Genomic DNA, 16,757 nt, shown 5'->3' with positions numbered 1-16,757 from the left:
TTGGACAACGTACATCCCATAGGTTGTCTACATTTTATAGTATAGAGCACTTTTTACTATAAATGAAATGAGATGATTGTGTGCCTTTTATAAATCGTTTTACGACAACAGTACCTGGTGCCGTCACGTTCACTGGGAATACACTGGGACTTAGTCCTACATCACCTGCACCAGGTAATATTTTTGGTACACTTGCTGTGTTTACGACAGTAAATACAGCATTGCAAGTACCAGGATTCCCAGCAGGGACAACAGATGAATGGGAATTGAATTCTTCAAGTGCAATTTTAAATCTTCCAGCGGGAAGCAGTGTGTTATATGCAGAATTAGTTTGGGCTGGTACGTTCCGGACTGATACGGAAGATGTGTTACCATTTTTAAATGATAACATTACATTTACAACGCCAGCAGGGACGTTTTCTGTTACGCCAGATCCTGTTACCGCGCAGCAAGGTTCAGTAGGAAACCAGTTTTATTATGCTCGCTCTGCCAATGTAACGAATCTTGTTAGTGCAGGTGGAGCAGGAACATATACAACGGGTGCTGTGCCAGCTGCAAGAACTTCAGCCGACCCAACAATCAGTCGTTCAGCTGGATGGACGCTTGAGGTTGTGTATCAAAATGCCAATTTACCACTTCGAAATTTGTCAGTATATGCAGGTCAAGAAATTATTGATGCTTCATCACCACCAGTTGATGCCACTATTTCAGGATTTGCTACTCCAGCTACAGGAGCTGTAACAGGACGAGTGCTCGTAACTGCTCAAGAAGGTGATTCTAACATTGTTGGAGATCAACTTCGCTTTGGACCGAATGCAAATGCTACAGTTGCATTATTCGGACCGAGAAATCCTGCGAATAATTTTTTTCAGTCACAAATTTGTAATGACAGTGGAAATTTAGATACGAGTGGCACGTTTGGAGATTTGAATCAGCCGTTAGGGATAGCTTTGGCCGTCCGAAGACAGGGGTGGGATATTACAAATGTAGATGCCTCCTCATCTTTAGTAAACAATCAAACATCAGCAACGGTTCGATTCGTTACTAATGGAGATGGATACGCTGCAGCTGGTTTTGGGGTTCAAATTGATGCAACGGGGCCAATTATTAATCCTGTTAAATCGGTCAATAGAACAGTTGCAGGAGTTGGAGATATTCTTACCTACACAATTACAGTTCCTAATACAGGTACAGGAAGTGCAGAAAATGTTATATTACAAGACAGTATTCCGAACGGAACGACGTTTGTTACAGGTAGTGTAACAGTAGGTGGAGTAACACAGCCGAATGCGAACCCTGCTAATGGAATTAATTTAGGCACAATCCCAAATAACACGCAAAGAATTGTTACATTTCAAGTACGAATAACATCGTTTCCGAACCCAAATCCTATTCCAAATCGTGCAATGGTGTCATATCAATTCCGTCCTTTCGTTAGTAGTCCTCCTATTACAAGTACGTCTTCTTCAAACACAGTACAAACGACAGTGAATCAAGCGACTATAAGTATGCAAAAATCTGTAGATTTACAGACGGCAACGCTTAATGATGTATTAACGTACACAGTTAATGTCACAAATAATGGGAACGTTACTGCAAACAATGTTATTTTTGTTGATAGTATACCTGCTGGAACAACATTTGTTCCAAATAGCGTTACAGTGAATGGAGTAGCACGCCCAGGAGCGAATCCAGCAAGTAGTATAAATCTTGGAAGTATTAATGCTTCGCAAACGACTATAGTGCGCTTTCAAGTTCGAGTAACATCTAATCCTCTTGTCAATCCAATTCCCAATCGTGCAAGTGCTACATTTACCTTTACTCCAGTGCCTGGTCAACAACCAGTTTCAGGGCAAGCGACAAGTAACACTGTAGTTACGACCGTTAACATAGCTGATATAAGAACGAGAAAAACAGTGGATAGAGCTTTTGCGACGGTAAATGATGTTCTTACGTACACTGTTACAATTGAAAATACAGGAAATGTACTTGCGACGAACGTTATTTTTCAAGATCCGATCCCAATTGGAACGACATTTATCGCAAATAGTGTGACTGTGGACGGGGTTTCACAACCTGGGGCAAATCCAGCAACTGGGTTTACAGTAGCTAATATATCTCCTGGCGGAAGTAGGACTGTTACATTTCGAGTACGAGTTACATCTACACCATCGGGAGGTACGATTGCGAATCGCGGAAATGTGTCTGCTAATTTCGTCGTTACTCCGAATCAGCCACCGATAACAATTAATAGACAAACGAATACAGTTGTGACACAAGTTAATACAGGCGGTTTAAATGTAATAAAAGAAGTGAATACAACGCAAGCGGCGGTAGGGGATACTTTAACATACACAATTGCCGTCCAAAATACAGGAAACGTTCCGTTAACAAATGTATTTTTCCAAGACCCTATTTCTTCTGCTGTTTCATTTGTTGCAAATTCTGTAACAATTAATGGAGTATCGCAAAGTGGATTGAATCCGAATACAGGATTTTCTCTTCCGAATATTCCTGCGGCTCAAACAGTTGTAGTCACATTTGACGTATTAATTGTACAGGATCCAGAAAATGAAGATATTTTAAATCAAGCAAATGTAACAGCAAGTTTTCAAGTGAATCCGAGTGAACCACCAGTAACTATCAATGTTCCGAGTAATGTTGTGAATACGACAGTACAAACAGGGAACTTTGAAGTTGTGAAATCAGTGAATACGGCTGTTGCAACTGTAGGGGATATTTTAGTATATACAATCGAAGTTATAAATGCAGGTAGTGTACCAGCTACAAATGTATTTTTCCAAGATTCAATTCCACAAGGGACATTATTTATTGAAAATAGTGTAGTTGTGAATGGTGTTTTACAAGAAGGGGCAGATCCAGAACTTGGATTCCCATTAAATGATTTGCCTACTGGCGCGAGTGTTATTGTTACGTTTGAAGTATTAATTGATGAAATTCCCCAAGGGAATAATGTCGTAAATAATGCGAATGTAACTGGAGATTTCCTTGTAAATCCAACAGAGCCACCGATTACTGTAACAGTACCAAGTAATACTGTTATGACGATTGTGAATTCTTCAGGGTTAAATGTAATGAAAAGTGTAAGTGCTACTGAAGCCGGTGTAGGAGATACGTTAACGTATACAGTTCGTATACAAAATAGTGGAACGGTGACAGCGACAAATGTATCATTCCTTGATCCGATTCCAGTTGGAACCACTTTTGTAGCGAATAGTGTAACAATAAACGGGACACCTCAACCAGGTTTAAACCCGACAATTGGATTTCCACTTGCTAATATTCCAGTAGGAGGTATGGTGACGGTCACTTTTCAAGTGGCAATCACGAGTGTACCACCAAATAGAGTTCTTCCGAATAATGCGAATGTAACTGCTGATTTCCAGGTAAGTCCTCTCCAGCCACCAATTACAATTGTAACGATTAGTAATATTGTTGTGACGCGAGTGAATGTAGGATCACTTAATGTAATGAAGAGTGTAAATACACCACAAGCCGGTGTAGGAGATACGTTAACGTATACGATTCTTATTCAAAATACAGGAACTGTTCCTGCAACAAATATTGTTTTTCAAGATCCAATTCCGTCTGGTACTGCGTTTGTAACAAATAGTGTGACGATAAATGGAGTTGTTCAGCAAGGTGCGGATCCTATGCTAGGTTTCCCGGTACCAAATATTCCGGTCGGGCAAACGGCTACGATTACGTTTCAAGTTACAGTGACGAGTGTTCCGAGCGGTGGAAATATAAGAAACCAATCGAACGTTACTGCAAGTTTTCTTATAAATCCAGCAAACCCTCCAATAACGACTGTTACAAATAGTAATTTTGTTGTGACGCAAGTAAACACAGCACAGTTAAATATACAAAAATCTTCATCTGTACAACAAGCAGCACTTGGAGAAACTTACACGTATTCTGTTGTCATTCGGAATAACGGTACAGTAACAGCAACGAATGTCTCTTTCCTTGATCCAATTGCTTTAGAAACAACATTTGTAGCAAACAGTGTAACGATAAATGGAACGCTACAACCTGGATTTGACCCAAATGTTGGTTTCCCGCTTCCTAATATTGCTGCTGGAACATCATTGACAGTAACGTTCCAAGTTACGGTAGTTGCACCGTCTACAAGTGGAGCAGTATTAAATACAGCATCTGCTACAGCCACTTTCTTATTAAATCCTTTACAACCACCTGTAACAACCACGAATTCAAGTAATACAACGGTAGTTACAATACCGTTACCTCCTCCTGGTGAAGTAACAGCAACAAAAACAGTTGATGTTGCAACTGGGGCCGTTGGGGATGTATTAACGTATACTGTGCTCATTTCAAACGTAGGAATTATCCCTGTTACAGATGTGTTCTTCCAAGATGTCATACCAGAAGGAACGACGTTTGTTGACAATAGTGTAACGATAGGTGGAGTGCAGCAACTTGGTTTAAATCCAGAAATAGGATTTACAGTTACTCCATTATTAATCGCTGGTGGAAGTATTGAGGTCACATTCCAAGTGACGATTACAGAAATTCCAGATAATGAAGTCATATTAAATGATGCAGATGTTACATTTACTTCACAACCAAATCCGCAGGAACCACCGATTACGGAAACGATATTAACAAATTTAGTCGTTACGACAATTAATATAGCGTTTATTTTTCCATTGAAACTAGTAGATAAAGAAGTAGCGACGGTAGGAGAAATATTAACGTATGATGTATTGATTTTTAATTTCGGAACAGTGCCAGCGACGAATGTTCAATTTATCGATACTACTTCCGCGGGTGTAGCATTTGTACCAGGAAGTGTGAGCATAAACGGGGTACCAGCACCAGGATTAGATCCTTTCATTGGTTTTACAGTTCCAGATATACCTGTCGATGATTTTGTACTTGTCACATATCAGGAAGTGGTTACAAGCATACCAGAAGGTGGAACGATTGTTAATTTTGTAGACGTTACAGCTACATTTGCTGTAAGTGAAACAGAACCGCCTATTACGGAAACAACGACAAGTAATACGACATTAACAGAAATCAATGAGCCTGGTTTGAATGTTTTAAAATCAGTGAGTCAGCCGGTTGTTGCAGTAGGCGATACAATCACATATACAACAGTAGTTCAAAATACAGGAACAGTGCCAGCAACGAATGTTCAATATAGTGATGTATTACCTTCCTCTATAGCATTCGTGCCGAACAGTGTAACGATAGATGGTGTGTTACAACCTGGATTCAATCCGAATAACGGATTCCCGCTTCCAGATATAAATCCAGGTGAAAGTGTAGAAGTCACCTTCCAAGTAACCGTTGTTAGTGCGCCATCAAACGGAACAATTGCCAATACGGCAAATGTAACTGGAAGTTTTGTATTAGTACCAGGAGAACCACCAGTTATAGTAACAGAGCCGAGCAATACAACACTTACAACTGTAAATAGAGGGCAATTTAATGTTATTAAACAAGTAAATAGGGTTGCTACTCTCGTTGGAGATATATTAACGTATACGGTTCAAATAACGAATACAGGAACAGTAACAGCTAATGCTGTTCAGTTTGTTGATACCATTTCAGCAGGGGCGTCATTTGTACCAAATAGTGTAACGATAAATGGAGCCTCGCAACCAAACTTAAATCCAATTACTGGATTTGGAGTTGGAGATATACCGGTAGGTGAAACAGTTATAGTGACGTTTCAAGCGACAGTTACAAACATCCCGTCATCAGGAACAATTACGAACGTTGCAAATATAACAGGAAGCTTTACTTTAGTGCCAGGAGAACTACCAGTTGTAGTAACAGAGCCGAGTAATACGACGATAACTAGAGTGAATAGAGGACGATTCAGCGTTATAAAATCTATAAATAAAGAAGCGACACGATTAGGAGATACGTTAACGTATAGTGTGCAAGTTACAAATACGGGAACGGTAACAGCAACGAATGTTCAGTTTATCGATGTTCCATCACCTAGTTTAGAATTCGTTCCTGGAAGTGTACAAATAAATGGGGTTCCGCAAGTAGGTTTAGATCCATTTGTAGGCTTTGCATTGCCTGATCTTGCAGTAGGGGATAGTGTATTAATTACATTTGAAGTAAATGTAATCGCAGTTCCGCCTTCTAGTAGCATTATGAATACAGCAAGAGTAACGGGAGATTTCGAATTGATTCCAGGAGAACCTCCGTCTACAATTACAAATTCAAGTAATACGACGGTTACGCCGGTAAATAGAGGCAGCTTAGATATGTTAAAAGAAGTAGACCATTCAGTTGTTGGTGTAGGAGAAACGGTAACGTATACTGTTCGTATATTAAATACTGGTACTGCTGATGCAATGAATGTTCAATTTATCGATGTGCTATCTCAGGAAGCTGATTTCATTCCAAATAGTGTAACGATAAATGGGGTTCGGCAACCGGGGTTAAATCCGCAGATTGGATTTACGATACCTGATATACCAGTTGGTGAGACGGCACTTGTAACATATGAAGCTACGATTACAAGTTTTCCGGATGGTGGAACAGTAGTAAACGTTGCTGGAGCGTTAGCAGAATATATTTTAGTACCAGGAGAGCCGCCAGTTACAGTGATGGACACGAGCAATACAGTTATTGTAACGGTAAATACTGCAATCTTATTTGTTGCAAAAGGAGCAAACTTTGAAGTAGCAATGATAGGGGATGTTGTCACTTACGGAATCGCTGTTATAAATGATAGTACAGTTCCTGTGACCAATATTGTGTTAACAGATATCATTGATCCGAATACGCTATTTATAAATGGTACGGTAACGGTAAATGATGTACCTCTTCCATTTGCTAATCCGAATACTGGTATTCCGTTAGGTGATTTTCAGCCAAATGATGCAGCAATTATTAATTTCCAAGTTGTAATAACAGGAGGGCAAGTAAATAATTTAGTTACAAATACCGCTACAGCGAATGGGCTCGCAACTGTAAATCCGAATGAGCCGCCAGTAGTAGTTGAAGGTGATAGTAATACAGTTGTTATCCCGTTTATTCCTCAAAATGTCTCAACGACAGTCGTAAAAACGGCAGATTTACAGGCAGCAACAATCGGAGATGTCATTACGTTTACGACAGTCATCACAAATACGGGTGATACTGTAATGCAAAATATTCGTTTTCAAGATATGTTAGATAGTAGTGTTCGATTTGTTCCTGGAAGTGTAACGGTTGATAATAGGCCAGTGCCGAATGTAAGCCCGGCAGTAGGGTTTCTTATCGGAATTTTAAATCCTGGTGAAGCAAGGACAGTTGCGTTCCAAGTAGCAGTACAGAGCGCGCCAAATGGCTCAGGAAATTATATAAATCAAGCGAGTATTCGTTTTGAACATCAAGTAGGCACAGTATTGCCACCTGTTACACAAATAGTAGAAAGTAACATAGTTGTCATTCCATTTGTTCCAACGATTGAACAAATTTGTGAAACAAACTTTAATTGCTTAGATAAAATTCCATTTCAATGTTCTCCGTGTAATCATTTGCATGGACATAAAAAATAAAAACAGAAAGAGCATCCTGAAAAATAATTGGATGCTCTTTCTGTTTTAATCATATAGATTCATTTTCGGGTGAGGTGAAAAATTCGTCGGTTTTGTCGGAGAGTAGTAATGGAATGGCTCCTTTTATAACAGAAATGTCCCAGTCCCACCATGCGAGATTCTCTAGTTTGTCAATCGTTTCTTGTGGGAAACGATATCGAACAAATTTTGCAGGATTACCAGCTACAATTGCATACGGGGGTACGTCTTTTGTAACAACGCTTCTGGCGCCGATAATGGCCCCGTTACCAATTGTAACACCAGATAAAATGCAGGATTGATAACCAATCCATACATCATTGCCGACTACGATATCACCTTTTGAAGAAGGGTGACCAGTAATATGTGCTCCTTCATCAAAAAGTGCATTAAATGGATAAGTTGTTATCCAGTCTGCGCGATGTTCACCGCCGAGTATGAAAACGACTTCTTCTGCTAATGAACAAAACTTACCTATTTTTAATTTTGTTTCATCGTTCCAAGAAAAAATGGTTGGCCCTACTTTACTATAAGTATAATCACCAATATCATATTTATTATATTCAGGTTTTTGATTTAAATATAACATGCTTCTTCAGCCTCCTTTCTCAATTAAGCGATACGTATGGAATATTATATGCAAGATGTAGTAATGTGAACTGTATTAATAGGTGAAATGAAAAAAAGGGAGTGGGATGTATGCGATACGAAATGGGTTTATATAATAAACCGTTTCAGTCAATTCAATCAGGAAAAAAAGTATATGAAGTACGCCTATACGATAAAAAACGTCAACTAATAAACAAAGGCGATGAAATCGTATTTACGAATCTTACGACGACAGAAATGATGACGGTAAAAGTAACGGAAATAAAGCGATACGAGAGCTTTAAATCTATGTATGAACAAATTGATAAAAAATTATTGGATTGTGAGAATGATAGTTTAGAGGAAATGTTAGAAAGTACATACAAAATATATACGAAAGAACAAGAAAAAGAGTGGGGAACAGTCGCGATTCGTATTGAGGAAATAAAATGATAAGAAATCGCGGGGCGGCTATCATTGTACAGGAAGGGAAAATTGCTCTTATAAAACGTATTCGAGAAGAGGAAACATATTATGTTTTTCCTGGCGGAGGGGTTGAGGAAGGTGAAACGCCTGAAGAGGCAACGAAAAGAGAGGTATATGAAGAATTAGGGCTACATATAAAAGTGGAGCACCTTATTGCAAAGGTAAAATATAAAGGAAATGAATATTATTATGGTGCCTATATTACAGGCGGAGTGTTCGGAAGTGGAACAGCTGAGGAATTTCAGCGGGAAGGTAGAGGAAGTTATATTCCGTTATGGCTACCGATAAACGAGTTGGAAAAAGTGAATATAAAACCTTATGAAGTGGTCGGAAATATATTTAATCATTATAAAATATAACGTCTGACAACATACAAAAAAAACCATTGACATAGGCTTCTGATTTAAGTATTGTATTCGAGTATGTTTATAATCAGGAGGTTTATATGAGCAATCAAACTACTACACATCATGTGAAAATGACAACAGCGGATCCATCTGGAATTGGTCTATTTGGATTAGCAATGGTAACACTTGTAGCATCATCTCAAAAGTTAGGCTTAACAGATGGCGTTTCACTTGTATTACCATGGGCAATCTTTTTAGGAGGATTTGCACAAATCTTTGCTTGCATTCACGATGCAAAGCATAACAATACATTCGGTACGACAGCATTTGGTGCGTACGGCCTATTTTGGTTAGGTGTTGGAATGACTTGGTTAATTCAACTTGGAGTATTTGGCGAAAAATTAGCACAAGCTGCAGATTCAAAACAGCTTGGTGTAGCCTTTATCGGATATTTGATTTTCACAATCTTTATGACGATTGGTGCAATGGAAACACATAAAGTATTATTTATGATCTTTGTCCTTATTGATTTCTTATTTATTGGTCTTTCATTAAGTACTTTAGGTGTTATGCCGCACGCAATGCATAATTTAGCAGCATATTCTGAACTTCTTATTTCATTATTATCTTTCTACGGTTCAGCAGCAGCAGTGTTAAATACACACTTTGGAAAAGTTGTTTTACCAGTAGGAAAGCCTTTTGGTATTTTTAAAAAGTAATAAAAAAGCACAGATGATTGTATAGTCATCTGTGCTTTTTTATTTATCCCGCTATTTGCCGGGCAGTAAGACCCCCCACCTCAAAATTCAGTGGAAGCAAAGAAGTTAGGTGAGGGCCCTGCTGCCCGTAAAAGTCCGATTGGTTCAACTAATAATGAGTGGGGGATGAACAAAACTCCCACTGATTAAAGTTTCACTTTATTTGAAATAAGTAATGTAAATAAAAGTAGAAAAAATCAATTGAAATTGATTATCATTATTAATATAATGAGAATGAGAATCATTTATTGTTAGAGGGGGATGCCAAAGTGGCAAAAATTTTAATAGCTTATGCAAGTATGTCAGGAAATACAGAGAGTATTGCTGATTTAATTAAAGTTAGTTTAGATGCTTTTGATCATGAAGTAGTATTGCAAGAAATGGAAGGCATGGATGCTGAAGAATTATTAGCTTATGATGGAATCATTTTAGGATCTTATACGTGGGGCGATGGTGAATTACCATTTGAAGCGGAAGATTTTCATGAGGACTTAGAAAATATAGATTTAGCTGGGAAAAAGGTAGCGGTATTCGGATCAGGTGATACGGCGTATGAACTATTTTGTGAAGCGGTAACGATATTTGAAGAACGTCTTGTAGAACGCGGTGCAGAGCTTGTACAAGAAGGGCTGAAAATTGAATTAGCTCCAGAAGATGAAGAGGATGTTGAAAAATGCAGTAATTTTGCAATTGCATTTGCTGAGAAGTTCTAAGAATGGGAGTGTCAACGTGGAGACAATGTTAAGTGCAACTGCTATTGCAAAGTTAAGAGATGGAAAACTGTTGTTAGCTACTACATATAATGGCTTATTTATTGAACAAGACGGAGAATGGAAACGAATTTTAAATGGTTTTCAAAAACGAATTAGGGATTTACATAGCGAAGATAATGTAGTTTATGGTGTAGGTGACGAAGGGATTTTTATTCGTAGTATGAATGGTGGAGAGAACTGGACAATTCAGCGTTTTCCAACAAAAGCAACGAGTTGGAATGTATGTAGCAATGTACAAGGAACTGTCATTGCTCATGGAGAAAAAACGCTGTATCTTTCTAATAATTTCGGTTCGACATGGGAGACTATTCATCCGTTTCTTGAGTATGGCAGTACGGCACCGTCTATTCGATCGTTATTTTTATATAAGCATTACTTATTTATTGGTACGAAAATACATGCTAAATATGGTGGTGTTTGGCTCTTTGATTTGAAGACACGTAAATTAAAGAGGATTAAAATTGCGATGAATCAAATGATCTCCGCGTTGACTTTACACAATTCTTATTTAGTAGCGGCAAGTGGATCGTGCAAGGGAGTTAGCGGGAATATTTCTTATTGTAAAATAGATGAAAGTATTGCGAGTGAAAAAATATATTGGCATACATGTCAAAGTGAGCAGAAAGCAAGTAGTTATTTAGACTTAAGTGTAGATCAACATGTTTTATATACAACTTCAACACAAAATAAGGCGGGTATTAGTAGTGTGTGCCGTGTGCTTCTTGACGAAGGTATTGTTACAGTATGTGATTCAGTTAAAGGGCACGGATGGCGCATTGTTAATCAAAAAGATGGTTATGTAGTAGCCGGATCAGGCGAATTAAAAGCAATGCAGTGGGAACAAAAAATAATTTAAGAAAAAAACTTTACTTTTATTATATTGATATGATATAGTGTATTTAAACCATTTTACTTTTAATAATATAGAGATTTAAATGAGCTGTAACTTCCGAGGAGGATAGCAATGTTAAATCTCCTCAGGGGTTGCAGTTTTTTAATATCTGGCTTATTATTGTAAGGTGGTTGAAAATGAATATGTACATATAGGTACATTGTAGGAGGATTTTTTTCATGCAAAACGGTAAAGTAAAATGGTTTAACTCAGAAAAAGGTTTCGGTTTCATCGAAGTTGAAGGCGGAGAAGACGTATTCGTTCATTTCTCAGCTATCCAAGGCGAAGGCTTCAAAACTTTAGAAGAAGGTCAAGAAGTTACTTTCGAAGTAGAACAAGGTAACCGTGGACCTCAAGCTACTAACGTAAACAAGAAGTAATTTTTGAAAAAAGAAGGGCTCGCCCTTCTTTTTTTTGCATTTTTATAGATGTCCTCCTACTTACATATCATAACGAGACTGAATTTTCATTTATTTATTCGGAGTATTTTTGTATAAAGTACATGAATAAATAAATACTGAAAATAGAGTGTTTGTGTGAAAAGGAATTTAGAAAGAGGTAAATAAATTGAAAAACGCTACACATTTCATTGTGTTTGATATTGAGAGGAATTTCAGACCGTATAAATCAGAAGATCCGTCAGAAATAGTTGATATCGGAGCTGTAAAAATAAAAATAGGTACAATGAAGATAATTGAAGAGTTTTCGGAGTTAGTAAAACCAAGTGCACGATTAACTCGTCATACGACAAAATTGACTGGAATTACAAAGGAAGATTTAATTGGTGTAGAAAAATTCCCTCAAATTGTAGAGAAATTTATTCAGTTCATCGGCGAAGATTGTATATTTGTTTCATGGGGAAAAGAAGATTATCGCTTTCTATCTCATGATTGTGCATTACATGGTGTTGAATGCCCAAGTATAGAAAAAGAAAATAGAATTGATTTGCAAAAATTTGTTTTCCAAGCGTATGAAGAATTATTTGAACATACGCCAAGTTTACAATTTGCAGTAGAACAGCTCGGTTTAACATGGGAAGGGAAACAGCACCGAGCTCTAGCAGATGCTGAGAATACAGCAAATATACTTCTTAAAGTATATAGCGAGAGAGATATTCATAAACGGTACAAAAGACATGGCGAACTGGAACTTGTAAAGGACGGGAAACTAACGGAAAAAGCGAAAAAAAAGATGCGAAAATGGGTGTTTAAAGAACTAAAGAAAAATACAGAACGCTCTTTTGAATGGAGTACATTTGAAAGTAGTGACACGTGGGAAAGTATTACGGAAAGATATTATATAAGTGAAAATACAGTAGAACTGCTGAAAAAACATTTTCGTACGGCAGTGCGAAAAGCAGAACGGCAGATTAGGTATTTGGCTGAGATGGAGGAGAATGTAGAGGTTAAATGACATTCTCCTTTATTTCTAGCTACATAAATTTAACATCATTATATTGATGGATGAATAAAGTATTCATATTAAATAGGAATTGATTTGTTGTGATTGGGCCATTATAATTGCTTTGAAAATTAAGGGGCGGTAAGAATTTTTAAATACATTCATAAAATTAGAGCCCATAGAAATGAAAGAGGATACAGTTAAATGGAAGCAATCTTTAACATTGTAACAGTTGTAGTTTTGGGGATAATATTTACCACGCTATCAGCAGTAATTATACTTCCTTTCATAGCAAAGAAGAAGAATTGGAAAAAGCTTAATATATCTTTAAAGCGTGGTGTATTAAAGATTAAAATCGAAGAGTAAAATATGAGTTTTATACAAGGGAGGTGTGATAGTGATAGACTTGGATATTAAAGACGTCACCGTACAGATGGAATTAAACGGTGTCTTTTGGAATGAGGATGGGGTTGCTGAAATGACGGTGACTACAAAAGCTGAGCATTCTCTTCTTCTTCGTTTAGTAGTTGACTTAAAAAGTAAAACTATTAGGGCGACAAGTGCCGACATAGTAAATGGATTCTGCCCTCTGTGCAAACAGAAAAAGGACAAATGTAGTGAACTTAATGACTTGCAAAACAAAATGGAAATTTTAGAAGAAGCCTACGATTGGGTGAGAGAGCATCCGGAATATCGTTTTCAATTATCTTTTTACGAGTATAATAAATTTGAGGTAGTGAAGTGAAGTTTTCATTTTACCAACATACATAGTGACTACTCTAATGGAAATACGCTTGCACAACAAGGAAGGAATTTACTTGATTCTGCGACAATTGATATCTTGAATCAATAATAATTTTTAAAAATAAGCATATTTTTGTTATAAATCAGGAAAAACGATTCTATTAAGAATCGTTTTTTAATATAAACATCAACTAAGCTCAAAATAAAAGAGCGCTTATTAAAAGCGCCCAATAAAAACAGATATATGGAAGAATTTATTCAATCCCGTTCGGATCATACGAATACTGTTGCTTATTCTCAATCCGCTCAATCACATCTTGCAGCTCATCTGGCTTCAGAAACTCAATAGGAGAGAAGCCCTTTTCAAATGTAAGTGTGTCTGCTTCAATCATAAGTACATATCGGTCATTTACCTTCGCAATATGTATTTGATCCCCGAAATCAGCAAGTAACGCCTTCACAGAGATATGGTCTGCTTTTAGCTTTAATTCCACTTCAGGAGCATGCTCAACGATTTGAGCGGTAGCTTCCATTACTTCTTCGGTTGAAAATTGTTCCATAATTTCGCGTTTCGGACTGGCAGCCCATACTTCCATCGCTTGGTCGAATTGTTCGCGTTCTTCTGTACCTTCTTCAAATACATCTTCAATTTGGTCGTATACCATGTCCATTACTTGTGTTTTCATAATTTCAGGCATAGAGCGTTCATATTCGACGAATTTTAAGAAGTCTTCAAAGTAGCGGGCGTGTGATGCTTGGTGAATTTTTAATTCGCCCACTTCGACCATACCTTCTTCAGGCATGTACGGATATTGGATAGATTTCATATTCTTTGTTGTGATGGCCATTTCAACGTTACGAATCAGTGTTGATTCATCAGAAATAGAAGCCACCTTTGGTTCGAAGTCGCATTTCATTACAAATACGAATGAATCATCAAAGTATTTGCGTAGTTTTGCCTGAGCAATTAAAAATACACCACCGCGTACAGCGCTTGTGTCAAGATATGTATAAACGAGAGGTTCGCTCATATCTTTAAAGTTTTCCTTTGTTTCTGCAAAGCGAATACGATTAAAAAGGTTGTAATGAGGGTTTGAATCAAGTTCGTGCCCTTCTTCTACAATAAAGCGACCAATTTTTGTTGGGGCTTGTTCGGTTTTTGCATGACGTTCTACTTTTCGCTTCGATATTTTTAATAACTCACCATTCAAAAATTCTTTTAAGGAGCTATCTTCATACTCTTCAGCGTCTAAAGTTTGAAAATGTTTGTAGCGTTTATCAACTGCTTCACCTTTTCCTTCTACTTGTACAACATAAAAGGAAAGATAATTTATTTCAAAATCCATATTTATCACCTTGTTTCATTTCATTAACTCTTATCAGTATAGAGATGGAAAAAACTTTCGTCAATTTATATAAAGGAAGGGGGAGCCCCTTCCTTTATATAATTTTTATCCCGCTATTTGCCGGGCGGGCTGCCCGTAAAAGCCCGATTGGTGAAGGCTGATTAAAGTTTCACTTTATTTTCTCGATTAAAATCCGTCTTCTAATGCTGCGAATGGAATGTTTAGTCTGTTTTCTACTGTGCGTAAACGTTGGTTTAAGCGGTTTAGTCTACGTGTATGGCGCTCAACTGTATTTTCTAGTTGACGTACTCTTTGTTCAAGCTCATTTACGCGTCTTTCTAATTGACGATTTCCAGTGCCAGGAAAAGAGATTGGAAGTTGGAATTGTCTATTTTGGTCATATGGATTCGTTTGCTCTGCTTGATCTATATAAGATTGGTATTGTGCTTGTAAGTCATACTGTGGTTGTTGGTACGCATATTGATTATATGGATCATATGGATTGTAGGGATACATAATAACATCCTCCATTTCTTTAAAATAGGTTGAATTCACCATAATGTATGTGCAAAAGCGGAGCGGTGGCACGGCAAATACCTATTTATGTTGAGGGATTTTTCTTTATAAAAAATAGCTTGAGGGTTTTTGATTTGTATTTCTTTTGCTTAATGGTATATACTGGATAAAAGGGAGAGTTTACATAAAAGTTACAATTCTATCAAACTCAAATTTTTATGTAAATATGTATAGACATTTGTAAAAGAAAAGAGTAATTTATATAGAGTGAAAAATAACTTGTAACATTTTATAAACATATTGTAAAATGATTGTAACAAAACATACATAAAAATGAAATAAATACATAATAGTGATGTTGGGGAAAGGGAGAGAGTATATTGTTCCGTAAAGTAAAGGGTATATTAGTTGGGGTGTTATGTGTAGCTGTAGTGAGTGGCTGTGGTACAAAAGTAAGTGATGTTGCATTGGTAAGTGATATTGGTGGGCACACTGTAGAGGCTAAAGCAGAAGTGCAGGATACTATTAGTTTAGTTGATGGTCGAACTGGTACTGAAGTGAAAAAATTAGATTTATCTGGTTTAGGCTATTTTGAAGATGAAGCGAAATTTAAAAAGTCTGTAACAAAGGTTGTTGGTGAGGTTGGAAAAAGCGTCGACAAAAAAATGGTTCCTTCACGTATAGCACCTGATGGAAGTTGGCAAGAAGGAAAACCTTCTTATGAATTAATGGAAAAAGAATTAGTAGATAAATTGTTAAATGTGGGTATGTGGGATGCTACGTATCAGTTGCCGATCGTGGAGAAAAAACCAGTCGCAACATTAAGTGATGCGCAAGGAAATGGTACGGTAATTGGTAGATATGAAACGAACTTAGGCGGTTCAACAGGTGGCCGTATTGAGAATATTCGTTTGTCAGCAGCGAGCATAAATGGAGTTGTGTTAGCAAAAGGAGACCGTTTCTCTTTTAATTCATTAATCGGTGATACAACACCAGACAAAGGATATCAATTAGGGAAAGAAATAGTTGATGGTAAATTAGTAGATGGATACGGTGGTGGTGTTTGCCAAACATCTTCAACTTTATACAATGCAGCAGATCAAGCTGGCCTGAAAATGGTGGAGAGAACTACACATTCTAAAACGGTAGGTTATGTTCCTCAAGGAAGAGATGCTACAATTGCATATCCATATTTAGATTTAGTATTTGAAAATACGAATGATGCACCTGTGAAGCTTTATATGGGCATTCAGGGTGGAAAGCTAGTTGCTGAAGTACATAAAATGAGATAAGCGTTAAAAAGCCCCCTTTTCTGAAAGTTAGAAAAGGAGGCTT

Annotated in this window: 14 protein-coding genes; 11 read left to right on the top strand and 3 right to left on the bottom strand. The window is 37.3% G+C overall.

Features of this window, described 5'->3' with window-relative positions; translation table 11 throughout:
* The first annotated feature begins 80 nt into the window (after window positions 1–80).
* A complete protein-coding gene (locus tag CN409_RS22080) occupies window positions 81–7,553 on the top strand; it encodes a DUF7507 domain-containing protein (RefSeq protein ID WP_086390857.1) in 7,473 nt (2,490 codons plus the stop codon).
* Between the two features lie 49 nt (window positions 7,554–7,602).
* On the opposite strand, the gene CN409_RS22075 is transcribed toward CN409_RS22080, so the two are convergent.
* Complete coding sequence (locus CN409_RS22075; RefSeq protein ID WP_000966310.1) at window positions 7,603–8,160, bottom strand: CatB-related O-acetyltransferase; 558 nt, start codon at window positions 8,158–8,160, stop codon at window positions 7,603–7,605.
* A gap of 110 nt (window positions 8,161–8,270) precedes the next feature.
* Between CN409_RS22075 and CN409_RS22070 the strand changes: the two genes are divergently transcribed.
* The 9 genes from CN409_RS22070 (at window position 8,271) to CN409_RS22030 (ending at window position 13,561) form a co-directional block, all read left to right on the top strand.
* Window positions 8,271–8,612 (top strand): ASCH domain-containing protein, encoded by a 342-nt coding sequence (locus CN409_RS22070; RefSeq protein WP_001268365.1) that lies wholly within the window; start codon window positions 8,271–8,273, stop codon window positions 8,610–8,612.
* Window positions 8,609–9,004, top strand: a complete 396-nt coding sequence (locus CN409_RS22065; protein ID WP_000620834.1) for an NUDIX hydrolase — start codon at window positions 8,609–8,611, stop codon at window positions 9,002–9,004. The genes CN409_RS22070 and CN409_RS22065 overlap by 4 nt, the downstream gene beginning before the upstream one ends.
* Window positions 9,005–9,090: 86 nt before the next feature.
* Complete coding sequence (locus tag CN409_RS22060) at window positions 9,091–9,711, top strand: acetate uptake transporter (protein WP_000070938.1); 621 nt, start codon at window positions 9,091–9,093, stop codon at window positions 9,709–9,711.
* Window positions 9,712–10,019: 308 nt separating this feature from the next.
* Complete coding sequence (locus tag CN409_RS22055) at window positions 10,020–10,463, top strand: flavodoxin (RefSeq protein ID WP_001062758.1); 444 nt, start codon at window positions 10,020–10,022, stop codon at window positions 10,461–10,463.
* A 16-nt stretch (window positions 10,464–10,479) separates the two neighbouring features.
* A complete protein-coding gene (locus CN409_RS22050; protein ID WP_086390856.1) occupies window positions 10,480–11,379 on the top strand; it encodes a WD40/YVTN/BNR-like repeat-containing protein in 900 nt (299 codons plus the stop codon).
* A gap of 215 nt (window positions 11,380–11,594) precedes the next feature.
* Entirely contained in the window at window positions 11,595–11,795 is a 201-nt protein-coding gene (cspB, locus tag CN409_RS22045; protein WP_001179150.1) for a cold shock-like protein CspB, read from the top strand.
* 187 nt (window positions 11,796–11,982) lie between these two features.
* Window positions 11,983–12,828, top strand: a complete 846-nt coding sequence (locus tag CN409_RS22040) for an exonuclease (RefSeq protein WP_000786425.1) — start codon at window positions 11,983–11,985, stop codon at window positions 12,826–12,828.
* A gap of 192 nt (window positions 12,829–13,020) precedes the next feature.
* Window positions 13,021–13,182, top strand: a complete 162-nt coding sequence (locus CN409_RS31975) for a hypothetical protein (RefSeq protein ID WP_000387294.1) — start codon at window positions 13,021–13,023, stop codon at window positions 13,180–13,182.
* Window positions 13,183–13,213: 31 nt separating this feature from the next.
* On the top strand, window positions 13,214–13,561 hold the full coding sequence (locus tag CN409_RS22030; protein WP_000566111.1) for a hypothetical protein: 348 nt from the start codon (window positions 13,214–13,216) through the stop codon (window positions 13,559–13,561).
* A 253-nt stretch (window positions 13,562–13,814) separates the two neighbouring features.
* On the opposite strand, the gene CN409_RS22025 is transcribed toward CN409_RS22030, so the two are convergent.
* Together CN409_RS22025 and CN409_RS22020 are read right to left on the bottom strand one after the other, a co-directional pair.
* Window positions 13,815–14,906 carry a DUF3900 domain-containing protein gene (locus CN409_RS22025; RefSeq protein WP_086390855.1) on the bottom strand — a complete coding sequence of 364 codons (1,092 nt, stop codon included), beginning with the start codon at window positions 14,904–14,906 and terminating at the stop codon, window positions 13,815–13,817.
* Between the two features lie 186 nt (window positions 14,907–15,092).
* Entirely contained in the window at window positions 15,093–15,422 is a 330-nt protein-coding gene (locus CN409_RS22020) for a hypothetical protein (RefSeq protein WP_000283711.1), read from the bottom strand.
* Window positions 15,423–15,802: 380 nt separating this feature from the next.
* On the opposite strand from CN409_RS22020, the gene CN409_RS22015 reads away from it, so the two are divergent.
* A complete protein-coding gene (locus tag CN409_RS22015) occupies window positions 15,803–16,714 on the top strand; it encodes a VanW family protein (protein ID WP_000488994.1) in 912 nt (303 codons plus the stop codon).
* Window positions 16,715–16,757 lie beyond the last annotated feature (43 nt).

The sequence above is a fragment of the Bacillus sp. AFS012607 genome (assembly GCF_002558005.1).
GTDB lineage: Bacteria > Bacillota > Bacilli > Bacillales > Bacillaceae_G > Bacillus_A > Bacillus_A thuringiensis_S.
The sequence above is the reverse complement of the archived record's forward strand: the minus strand, read 5'-3'. Positions and strand labels throughout refer to the sequence as shown.

What these genes read in the sequence shown, in the direction of transcription:
- CN409_RS22075 (WP_000966310.1), bottom strand. Translation starts at nt 8,160, where the DNA reads ATGTTATATTTAAATCAAAAACCTGAATATAATAAATATGATATTGGT.
- CN409_RS22070 (WP_001268365.1), top strand. Translation starts at nt 8,271, where the DNA reads ATGCGATACGAAATGGGTTTATATAATAAACCGTTTCAGTCAATTCAA.
- CN409_RS22065 (WP_000620834.1), top strand. Translation starts at nt 8,609, where the DNA reads ATGATAAGAAATCGCGGGGCGGCTATCATTGTACAGGAAGGGAAAATT.
- CN409_RS22060 (WP_000070938.1), top strand. Translation starts at nt 9,091, where the DNA reads ATGAGCAATCAAACTACTACACATCATGTGAAAATGACAACAGCGGAT.
- cspB (WP_001179150.1), top strand. Translation starts at nt 11,595, where the DNA reads ATGCAAAACGGTAAAGTAAAATGGTTTAACTCAGAAAAAGGTTTCGGT.
- CN409_RS31975 (WP_000387294.1), top strand. Translation starts at nt 13,021, where the DNA reads ATGGAAGCAATCTTTAACATTGTAACAGTTGTAGTTTTGGGGATAATA.
- CN409_RS22025 (WP_086390855.1), bottom strand. Translation starts at nt 14,906, where the DNA reads ATGGATTTTGAAATAAATTATCTTTCCTTTTATGTTGTACAAGTAGAA.
- CN409_RS22020 (WP_000283711.1), bottom strand. Translation starts at nt 15,422, where the DNA reads ATGTATCCCTACAATCCATATGATCCATATAATCAATATGCGTACCAA.